Annotated in this window: 2 protein-coding genes; both read right to left on the reverse strand. The window is 74.2% G+C overall.

Annotated features, from left to right (window positions below):
• Positions 1-14 precede the first annotated feature (14 nt).
• Positions 15-5,102 carry a type I polyketide synthase gene (locus Saso_RS38040; protein ID WP_372442556.1) on the reverse strand — a complete coding sequence of 1,696 codons (5,088 nt, stop codon included), beginning with the start codon at positions 5,100-5,102 and terminating at the stop codon, positions 15-17.
• A gap of 54 nt (positions 5,103-5,156) precedes the next feature.
• Positions 5,157-10,745: a type I polyketide synthase gene (locus Saso_RS38045; protein ID WP_189928432.1), complete on the reverse strand. Its 5,589-nt coding sequence runs from the start codon at positions 10,743-10,745 to the stop codon at positions 5,157-5,159.
• Between the last annotated feature and the right edge of the window lie 22 nt (positions 10,746-10,767).

Raw genomic sequence — 10,767 nt, forward strand, 5'->3', positions numbered from 1 at the left:
GGTGGTCATGTCGGCTAGGCCCCCAGTTCGCGGTCGATGAGGTCGAACATCTCGTCGTTGCTGACGGTGGAGAACTCGCGGTCCCCGGAGCCCTCTCCGGGCGTCGTCGCGAGGTCGTCCCCGCTCACCGTCCACAGCAGCCGTTCCAGGCGTTTGGCCAGGCGGGCCCGGGCCTCGTCGTCGGCAGGCGCGGCGGCGAGCGCGGCCTCGAGGCGTTCCAGCTCGGGGAAGCCGGGCGGAATGCCGTCGGCGTCTCCCAGACCCATCTCCTGCCGCAGATGACGGGCCACCGCCTCCGGGGTCGGGTGGTCGAAGACCAGCGTGGCCGGCAGGGCGACACCGGTGGCGGCGCCGACCCGGTTGCGCAGCTCCACGGCCATCAGGGAGTCGAACCCCAGGTCGCGGAAGGGACGGTCGGGTGCGACGGCGTCGCGCGCGTTCCCGGTGAGGGTGACGTGGCCCATGACCACTCCCGCGTGGGAGCGGACCAGTTCCAGCAGTTCGCGCTCCTGCTCGGCCCGCGGGACACCGGCGAGTCTGGCCCGCAGTCCGTCGGCCGCCTCGTCGGCCGTGGCCGGGTCCGCGTCCCCGTCCCCGGCGCCCCGGGCCAGTGCCCTGACGGCCTCGGGGATCTCGGAGAACAGGGCGGTGGGCCGCTTGGCGTGGAAGACGGGGGCGAAGCGCTCCCAGCGCAGGTCGATGAGGACCGCCGTGGTCTCGTCACGGTCGAGGATCCGTCCCAGGGCGGCGGAGGCCGGTTCCGGATCCATCTCGTGGATGCCCTCCAGACGGCCACGGGCGCCGACGTCCCCGGCCGCCATCCCGGTCCCCGCCCAGGTGCCCCAGGCCACGGAGGTCGCGGGCAGCCCCTGCGCCCGGCGCCTCTCGGCGAGGGCGTCGAGGAAGGCGTTGCCGGGCGCGTAGTTGCCGAGCGCCGGGAGACCGAAGGTGGCACCGAACGACGAGCAGAGCACGAACGCCGACAGATCCGCGTCCCGGGTCAGCTCGTCCAGGTGGAGCGCACCCTGCGCCTTCACCCGCAGCACGCGTTCCATCCGCTCGGGGTCCAGCGATTCGATCACTCCGTCGTCCAGCACGGCGGCGGCGTGGACGACGGCCGTCAGCGGCTGGTCGGCGGGGACGGACGCGAGTACGGCGGCCAGCGCGTCCCGGTCGGCGACGTCGCACGCCACCAGGGACACCTTCGCGCCGGCCGCGGTCAGCTCCTCCGCCAGTTCCGTGGCGCCGGGCGCCTCGGGGCCGCTCCGGCTGACCAGCACCAGGTGCTCGGCGCCCGTCTGTGCCAGACGACGTGCCAGGTGCCCGCCGATGCCTCCGGTCCCGCCGGTGACCAGGACGCTGCCGCGCGGCCGCCACTCGCGCACCGCGGGAACCGCCTCGGCCGGCGCCCGCACCAGACGGCGGACGTGCACGCCGTCGCCGCGCACGGCCAGGTGGTCCTCCTCGGCGGGCGCGCGGAGCACGGCCGCCAGCCGGGCCACCTCGGTGTCACCGGCGTCCGCGGGCAGGTCGACGAGACCGCCCCACAGCAGCGGGTGCTCCAGCGCCGCGACGCGGCCCAGACCCCAGGCGTGGGCCTGCGCCGGACTGGCCAGCGGGTCGGACGCGCCGGTGGACACGGCCCCCCGCGTGGCGCACCACAGCCGGGGCGGTGCGGGCATCCCCTCACCCGCCTGGACCATCGCCTGCACGAGCGTCACGGTCGCGGCGAGTCCCGAGGGGACGGCCGGGTACGCGGGATGCGGGGCGTCGTCCAGGGCGAGCAGGGACAGCACCCCGCCCGGCGGCGTCTCACCGGAGCCTGCGCCGGAGCCCTCGGTGAACGCCTCACGCAGCACATGCGCGAGGCGGTCGCGATCGGCGCCCACCGCGTCCACGACCAGCCGCGTCACTCCGGCGCCCGCCCGTTCCAGGGCGCGCACGGAACCGGCGGCCCACGGATCGTCCGCGCGGCCCTCGGGTACGACGACGAGCCAATGCCCCCGCGGTTGCCGGTCGGCAGGGAACCGGGCGGGGCGCCACACCACCCGGTAGCGCCACCCGTCGGCCCGCGACTCCTCCCGACGCCGGCCCCGCCACGACGACAGGGCCGGCAGCAGCGCACTGAACGGCTCGTCGGCGGGAACGCCCAGCTCGGTGGTCAGCGTCTCCAGGGCTCCAGCGTCCACCGCGGCCCAGAACCCGGCGTCCACCTCGTCAAGTTCCCCGGCGTCCTGCTTCGGCGCCGCCCCGGCAGGCTCCTCCAGCCAGTAGCGCCGGCGCCGGAAGGCGTAGGTGGGCAGCTCGATCCGTTGGGCGCCGGTGCCGGCGAAGAGGGTGTGCCAGTCGACGGCCAGGCCGCGCACGTAGCCCTCGGCGAGGGAGGTCAGTAAGCGCTCCGGACCGCCTTCGTCGCGGCGGAGGGTGCCGAGCGCGACAGCCTGGGAGTCGGCGTGGTCCTCGAAGGTCTCCTGCATGCCGACGGTCAGGACCGGATGGGGACTGCACTCCACGAAGTAACCGAAGCCGTCCGCCAGCAGCTCACGGACCGTGGCGTCGAACCGCACCTCCTGGCGCAGGTTCGTCACCCAATAACCGGCGTCCAGATCGCCGGTGTCGATCACCGAGCCCAAGACAGTTGAGTAGAAGGGCACTTCAGCGGCACGGGGTTCGATGTCCTCGAGGGCCTCGGTGACCTGCTCCCGGATCGACTCCACCTGTGCGGAGTGGGAGGCGTAGTCCACCGCGATACGACGGGCCCGTATGCCTTCGCCGTCACAGGCGGCCATCAAATCGTCCAGCGCATCCGGCTCACCCGAAACCACCGTCGAGGAGGGGCCGTTGACCGAGGCGATCGAGATCCGCTCACCCCACGCCGCGATCAACTCCCGTACCCGGTCCGCGCCCGCGGCCAGCGACACCATGCCACCGTGGCCCGACAGGCTCTGCCCGATCGCCCTCGCCCGCAGCACGACCACCCGGGCACCGTCCTCGACGGACAACCCGCCCGCCACCACAGCAGCGGCAATCTCCCCCTGCGAATGACCGATCACCGCACCCGGCTCGACGCCCACCGAACGCCACATCGCAGCCAGCGACACCATCACCGCCCACAACGACGCCTGAACAACCACCACATCGTCCAGCGAAGCCGCATCCGGCACACCCCGCACCACATCGGTCACCGACCAGTCCACCAGCGCAGACAGGGCCGCGTCACACTCCTGGAGCCGCTCCCGGAACACCGGCGACGACTCCCACAACCCCGCACCCATGCCGAGCCACTGCGAGCCCTGGCCCGGGAACACGAACACCACCCGGCCCTGCTCCCCGGACACCACACCGGCCACGACACCCGGTACCGGCACACCTTCCGCCACCGACCGCAACGCCCCGACCGCCGCGTCCCGATCACCGGCCAGAACCACGGCACGGTGCTCCAGAGCCGACCGCGTCTCCACCAGGGAACGCGCCACATCGCCGACGGTCAGCTCGGAGCGCTGCTCGACGAACCCGGCGAGCCGCCCCGCCTGCGCCCGCAACGCCGCGTCCGAACGACCCGACACCACCCACGGCAGCACGTCCGCCACGAGGTGCGGTTCGCCGGACGGCCTCCGCTCCCCCGGCCCCGCCTCCGGCGCCTCCTCCAGGATGACGTGGGCGTTGGTGCCGCTGATTCCGAAGGCGGACACGCCCGCCCTGCGGGGGCGATCGTCGTGACCGGTCCACGGGACGGGTTCGGTGAGCAGCCGGACGGCACCGGACGACCAGTCCACGTGCGGGGTGGGCGCGTCCACGTGCAGGGTCCTGGGCAGGACGCCGTGCCGCATCGCCTCCACCATCTTGATCACCCCGGCCACGCCGGCGGCGGGGCCTGAGTGGCCGAGGTTGGACTTGATGGAACCGAGCCACAGGGGCCGGTCCTGCGGGCGTTCCCTGCCATAGGCGGCCAGCAGGGCCTGGGCCTCGATCGGGTCGCCCAGCGTCGTCCCGGTGCCGTGCGCCTCGACGGCGTCCACGTCGGCCGGGGTGAGCCGTGCGTTGGCGAGCGCGGCGCGGATCACCCGTTCCTGGGCGAGGTCGTTGGGGGCGGACAGGCCGTTGCTCGCGCCGTCCTGGTTGATGGCGGAGCCCCGGACCACGGCGAGCACGGGGTGGCCGTTGCGGCGGGCGTCGGCGAGCCGTTCCACGAGCAGCACGCCGGCGCCCTCGGACCAGGTGGTGCCGTCGGCGGCGGCGGCGAAGGCCTTGATGCGCCCGTCCGGGGCCATGCCACGCTGGCGGCTGAACTCCACGAAGGCGTCCGGCACCGGCATCACCGCGACCCCGCCCGCCAGGGCCATGGAGCACTCGCCGTCCCGCAGGGCCTGCACGGCCAGGTGCAGGGCGACCAGGGAGGACGAGCAGGCGGTCTCGATGCTGACGGCCGGTCCTTCCAGGCCGAGGGTGTAGGCGATGCGGCCCGATGCGACGCTCGCCATGGTGCCGGTGACGACGTAGCCCTCGACGGACTCGGGGGTCTCCCGCAGCCGGGAGACGTAGCCGGAGTTGACGATGCCGGTGTAGACGCCGACCTGCGCGCCCTTGAGGGTGAGGGGGTCGATGCCCGCCCGTTCACACGCCTCCCAGGAGGTCTCCAGCAGCAGGCGCTGCTGGGGGTCCATGCCGAGCGCCTCGCGTGGGGTGATGCCGAAGAACGCGGCGTCGAAGTCGGCGGCGTCGTGCAGGAACCCGCCCTCCCTGACGTAGCTGGTGCCGCGGTGGTCCGGGTCCGGGTGGTAGAGCGCGTCGAGGTCCCAGCCGCGGTCGGCGGGGAAGGGCGTGATGGCGTCCCGTCCCGAGTCGACCAACTCCCACAGCCGCTCGGGGGAATCGCAGCCGCCCGGGTAGCGGCAGGCCATGCCGATGATCGCGATCGGCTGCCCGGCGGCGGCCTCGGCCTCCCGCAGACGGTGCCGGGCCTGGCCCAGCTCGGCGGTGACCCGCTTGAGGTAGTCGCGGAGCTTCGCCTCGGTACCGCCGTCGCCGCTGCCGCCCCTGCTGCCGTCCTTGCTGCCGTTGGACATCTTCCCCAGAACTCCTTCGCAAGCCGTACGAGCGATGTGCGGCGCGGGTGCGCCCGCGGCGGGTTCTCCGCGTGGTGGGTGGCGGGGACCTCAGCCGGCTCCGCCGAGCTCCTGGTCGATGAGCGCGAACATCTCGTCGTCCGAAGCGGCGTCGAGGTCTCCCCGGTCGAGGACGCCCTCCTCGCCGTCCGGTTCACCGCTCCACTTCCACAGCAGCGCTTCCAGGCGCCGCGTGATCCTGTCGCGGGTGACGGCGTCCGCGGCGAGGCCGGACAAGCTCGCGTCGAGCCGCTCCAGGTCGGCGAGGACGGGGGTTGCGGAATCCTCCCCGGTCCCCGGTGCGATCTCGTCGAGCAGGAAACGCACCAGGGCCGCGGGGGTCGGGTAGGTGAAGACCAGCGTGGGCGGCAGCCGCAGGCCGGTCGCGGCGCCGAGCCGGTTGCGCAGCTCCACGGCGGTCAGGGAGTCGAAGCCCAGCTCCTTGAACGCCCGGTCGGCCTCCACGTCGTCCACGGTCGCGTGCCGCAGGACCGCCGCGACCTCGGTGCGCACCAGGTCGAGCAGGATCCTGCGCCGCTCGGCCTCGGGCACCACGGCCAGCCCGCGGGCGAGACCGGTGCCCGCCGCCGTGCCCGGTCCCGCGGCCGCCGCGCGACGGGCGGGGACGCGCACCAGGCGGCGCAGCGGTGCGGGGAGCGTCCCCGAGGCCGCGGCGGCCTCGAGCGCCGGGAGGTCGAGCCGTACCGGCACGGTGAGGGCGGCGCCGTCCGCCAGGGCCGCGTCCAGCAGCCCCAGCCCTTCCTCCGGGGAGAAGGGCCGCACTCCCCCGCCCGCCGCCCTGCCGTCGTCCTCCCCCAGGGCCCAGGGGCCCCAGGCCAGGGAGACGGCCGGCAGGCCGAGGGCGCGCCGGCGTGCGGCGAGGGCGTCGAGGAAGGCGTTGGCGGCGGCGAGGTTGGCCTGTCCGGCGTTGCCGAGCGTGCCGGCGGCCGACGAGAACAGGACGAACGCCGACAGTTCGCGGTCGCGGGTCAGTTCGTGCAGGACGAGCGCGGCGTCGGCCTTCGGCCGCAGCACCCGTCCCATCTGCGGGGCGGTCAGGGACGCGGTGAGGGCGTCGTCCAGCACCCCGGCCGCGTGCACCACTGCGGTCAGCGGACGGTTCCCCGGCACGGAGTCGACGACGTCCGCCAGGGCGTCCCGGTCGGCCGCGTCGCAGGCCACGACGTCCACGGTGTCGGCACCCAGCCCGCGCAGCTCCTCCGCGAGGGCCCCGGCACCGGGGGCGTCCGGGCCTCGGCGGGACACCAGCAGCAGGTGCCGCGCCCCGTGGGCGGCCACGAGGTGCCGGGCGACGAGGGCGCCGGAGGTTCCGGTGCCGCCGGTGATCAGCACGGTGCCGGATTCGGGGAACGGCGCCGCGGCGCCCTCCACCGTCCCCGCGCGCACCAGGCGTGGCACCAGCACGGTGCCGTTCCGCACGGCCAGTTGCGGCTCGCCCGCCTCCAGCGCGGCGGCTGCCGCTGCCGCGAGCGCCGTGCGGGACCCCTCGTGGTCGTCCACGTCCACCAGGAGGAACCTGCCGGGCGGGTACTCGGCCTGCGCGGACCGGACCAGGCCCCACAGTGGGGCGTGGACGAGGTCGGTGATCCGGTCGCCGGGTGCGGCGGCCACCGCCTCGCTGGTCACCAGCACCAGAGGGACGGATTCGGAGCGCTGGTCGACGAGCCATTTCTGCACCAGGCCGAGGGCCTCCGCGGCCGCCTCGTGCACCCGTGGGGCGAGCGCGGCAGCGGGGTCGGCCGCCGGAAACGCCGCGAACGAGGCGAGGGCGAGACCCGGTTCGGCGTCCCGCTCCGCGTCCGAGCCGATCCCGAGCTCGTCCGGGCCGACCACGGTCCACCCGCCGACGGGGGCGGCCGCGGAGAGCGGCCGGTCGAACGGGGCCCACTCGAGTCGGAACAGCGCGTCCCGGAGCGCCCCCGGGGCACCGGCCAGCTCCTCGGGGCTGTGCCCGCGCAGTCGCACCTCGGCGACCGAGGCCACCGGGGCACCGGCCGCGTCGGCGAGGAACAGCGACACGGCGCCGGGTCCGGCGGGCCGGATCCGGACCCGCAGCAAGGTGGCGCCCACCGCGTGCAGGGCGAGGCCGTGCCACTCGGCCGGCAGCAGCACCGCCGGGTCGGCGCCGTCCAGGTGATCGAGCAGCACGGGGTGCAGGGCGGCGTCCAGCAGGGCCGGGTGCAGACCGAACGCGCCCGCGCCCCGCGCCTGTTCCTCCGTCAGCGCGACCTCGGCGAAGAGGTCCCCGCCCCGTCGCCACAGGGCCCGCAGCCCCTGGAACGCGGGACCGTACCCGTACCCGGCGGAAGCCAGCCGCTCGTACACCTCACCGGTCCCCACGGGCACGGCGTCCTCGGGCGGCCACACACCGGCCGGCTCCCCGGCAGGGGCCGTGGACGGGGACGCCGCCACGGTGCCCCGGGCGTGCCGGGTCCACGGGGTGTCGGGCAACGCGTCGCCGGGGCGCGCGTAGAGCGCCAGGTCGCGCCGCCCCTCGCCGTCCGGTGCGCCGACGGACAACTGGACCTGCACGCCGCCTCCCTCGGGCAGCGGCAGCCCCGCCTCCACGACCAGCGTCTCCACGCGGTCGGCACCGGCCTGCACCGCAGCGGCGAGCGCCAGTTCGGCGACGGTGGCGCCGCCGACCAGCGCCCTGCCATGGACGGCGTGGTCGGCCAGCCAGGGCTGGGCCCGGCGGGAGAGCAGCCCGGTGAGCAGCAGCCGCTCGTCGTCCGCCACCCCGACCGTTGCTCCCAGCAGCGGATGACCGCTGTCACCGAGCCCGAGACCGGCCGGGTCGGTGACGGACGCGGCACCCCCGTCGAGCCAGTAACGCCTGCGCTGGAACGCGTAGGTCGGCAGGTCGAGCAGCGGCTCGTCGTCACCTGTCCCGGCGAAGACGGCGTTCCAGTCGACGGACAGGCCGCGCACGTAGCCCTCGGCGAGGGAGGTCAAGAAGCGCTCCGGACCGCCTTCGTCGCGGCGGAGGGTGCCGAGCGCCACGGCCTGGACGTCCGCGACGTCGTCGAAGGTCTCCTGCATGCCGACGGTCAGGACCGGGTGAGGGCTGCATTCCACGAAGTAACCGAAGCCGTCCGCCAGCAACTCACGGACCGTGACGTCGAACCGCACCTCCTGACGCAGATTGGTCACCCAATAACCGGCATCCAGGCCGCTCGTGTCGATCACCGAACCGGTCACCGTCGAGTAGAACGGGACGTGCGCGGTACGGGGTTCAACGTCCGCGAGGGCGTCGGTGACCTGCTCCCGGATCGACTCCACCTGCGGCGAGTGCGAGGCGTAATCCACCGCGATACGACGCGCCCGTATCCCTTCGCTCTCGCAGGCAGCCATCAGCTCGTCCAAAGCCACCGGCTCACCCGAAACCACCGTCGACGAGGGGCCGTTGACCGAGGCGATCGAGATACGTTCACCCCAGCCCGCGATCAACTCCCTTACCCGGTCCGCACCCGTGGCCACCGACACCATCCCGCCGTGGCCCGACAGGCTCCGCGCGATCGCCCTCGCCCGCAGCACGACCACCCGGGCACCGTCCTCGACGGACAACCCACCCGCCACCACAGCAGCAGCGATCTCGCCCTGCGAATGCCCGATCACCGCACCCGGCTCCACACCCACCGAACGCCACACCGCCGCCAGCGACACCATCACCGCCCACAACGACGCCTGAACAACCACCACATCGTCCAGCGAAGCCGCATCCGGCACACCCCGCACCACATCGGTCACCGACCAGTCCACCAGCACAGACAGCGCCGCGTCACACTCCTGAAGCCGCTCCCGGAACACCGGCGACGACTCCCACAACCCCGCACCCATCCCGAGCCACTGCGAGCCCTGACCCGGGAACACGAACACCACCCGGCCGGCCAGTTCCTGTTCGGTCCCGTCCGTCAGAGTGACGCCGTGCACCACACGTGCGTCCGGGTGCCCGCCGGACACGGCGGCCAGGGCGGCGAGGGCCTCGTCGCGGTCGGCTGCCAGGAGTACGGCGCGGTGTTCCAGCGCGGCACGGGCGGTGGCCAGGGTGCGGCCGACGCCGTCGAGGGGGGTTCCGGGGTTCTCGCTCAGGTGGGCGCTCAGGAGTTCCGCCTGGTCGCGCAGTGCGGGTGCGGAGCGTGCCGAGAGCGGCCACGGCACGGTCGCCGCGGTGAGCCCGGACAGTGGGCGTGGGGCGGGCGCGGGCTCGGTGGCGGTGGGGTTCGCGGCCGGGGCCTGTTCGAGGACGACGTGGGTGTTGGTGCCGCTGATGCCGAACGCGGACACGCCGGCCCGGCGCGGGCGGTCACCGGTGTCGGGCCACGGCCGGGGTTCGCTGAGCAGGCGCACGGTGCCGGGGGACCAGTCGACGTGGGGTGTGGGCTCGTCGGCGTGCAGCGTCTTGGGCAGGACGCCGTGCCGCATGGCCTGCACCATCTTGATGACGCCCGCGACCCCGGCCGCGGCCGAGGTGTGGCCGATGTTGGACTTGACGGAGCCCAGCCACAACGGGCGCTCCTTGGGGCGGCGTTCGCCGTAGGTGGACAGGAGGGCGTGGGCTTCGATGGGGTCGCCGAGCGGGGTGCCGGTGCCGTGCGCCTCGACCGCGTCCACCTCGTCGGGGGACACGCGGGCGTTGCGCAGGGCGGCGCGGATCACGCGCTCCTGGGCGGGGCCGTTGGGTGCGGTGAGGCCGTTGCTGGCGCCGTCCTGGTTGACGGCCGAGCCCCGGACCACGGCGAGGACCTGGTGACCGTTGCGACGGGCGTCGCGGAGCCGCTCCACGAGCAGCAGGCCCAGCCCTTCGGCCGGGCCGAAGCCGTCGGCGGAGGCGGAGAACGCGCGGCACCTTCCGTCGGGGGACAGTGCGCGCTGCCGGCTGAACTCGGCGTACCCGACCGCGGTGGACATCACGGTGACGCCACCGGCGACGGCCAGGGAGCACTCGCCCGAGCGCAGCGCCTGGGCGGCCAGGTGCAAGGCGACCAGAGAGGAGGAGCAGGCCGCGTCCACGGTGACCGCGAGTCCTTCGAGGCCGAAGGTGTAGGCGATCCGCCCGGACATGACGCTGGCGAAGTTGCCGGTGGCGTAGTAGCCCTCGACGGACTCGGGGATCCTGGGCAGCTCCCAGCCGTAGTCCGCCGAGCTGAAGCCGATGAAGGTGCCGGTGGGGCTGCCCTTGAGCGATGTGGGGTCGATGCCGGAGCGTTCGAACAGCTCCCACGCGCCTTCCAGCAGCAGCCGCTGCTGGGGGTCCATGGCCAGGGCCTCCCGGGGGGAGATGCCGAAGAACCCGGCGTCGAAGTCGGTGACGCCGTGCAGGAAGCCGCCGGCGCGGACGTAGTTCTTCCCGCTGCGGGCGGGGTCGGGGTCGTACTGGCCCTCGACGTCCCACCCCCGGTCGGTGGGGAAACCGGTGACGGCGTCGCCGCCGCGGGCGACGAGCTCCCACAGGTCCTCCGGGGAGTCGACCCCGCCCGGGTAGCGGCAGGCCATCCCGACGATGGCGACAGGTTCGCTGTGCGCCGCCTCGGCCTCGCGCAGGCGGCGCTGCGTCTGGCGGAGGTCGCCCGTCACCCGCTTCAGATACTCGAGCAGTTTCTCTTCGTTCTCTGCCATTGCCTCTGGTCCCCCAGTCGCG

This window comes from Streptomyces asoensis, assembly GCF_016860545.1.
Taxonomy (GTDB): domain Bacteria; phylum Actinomycetota; class Actinomycetes; order Streptomycetales; family Streptomycetaceae; genus Streptomyces; species Streptomyces asoensis.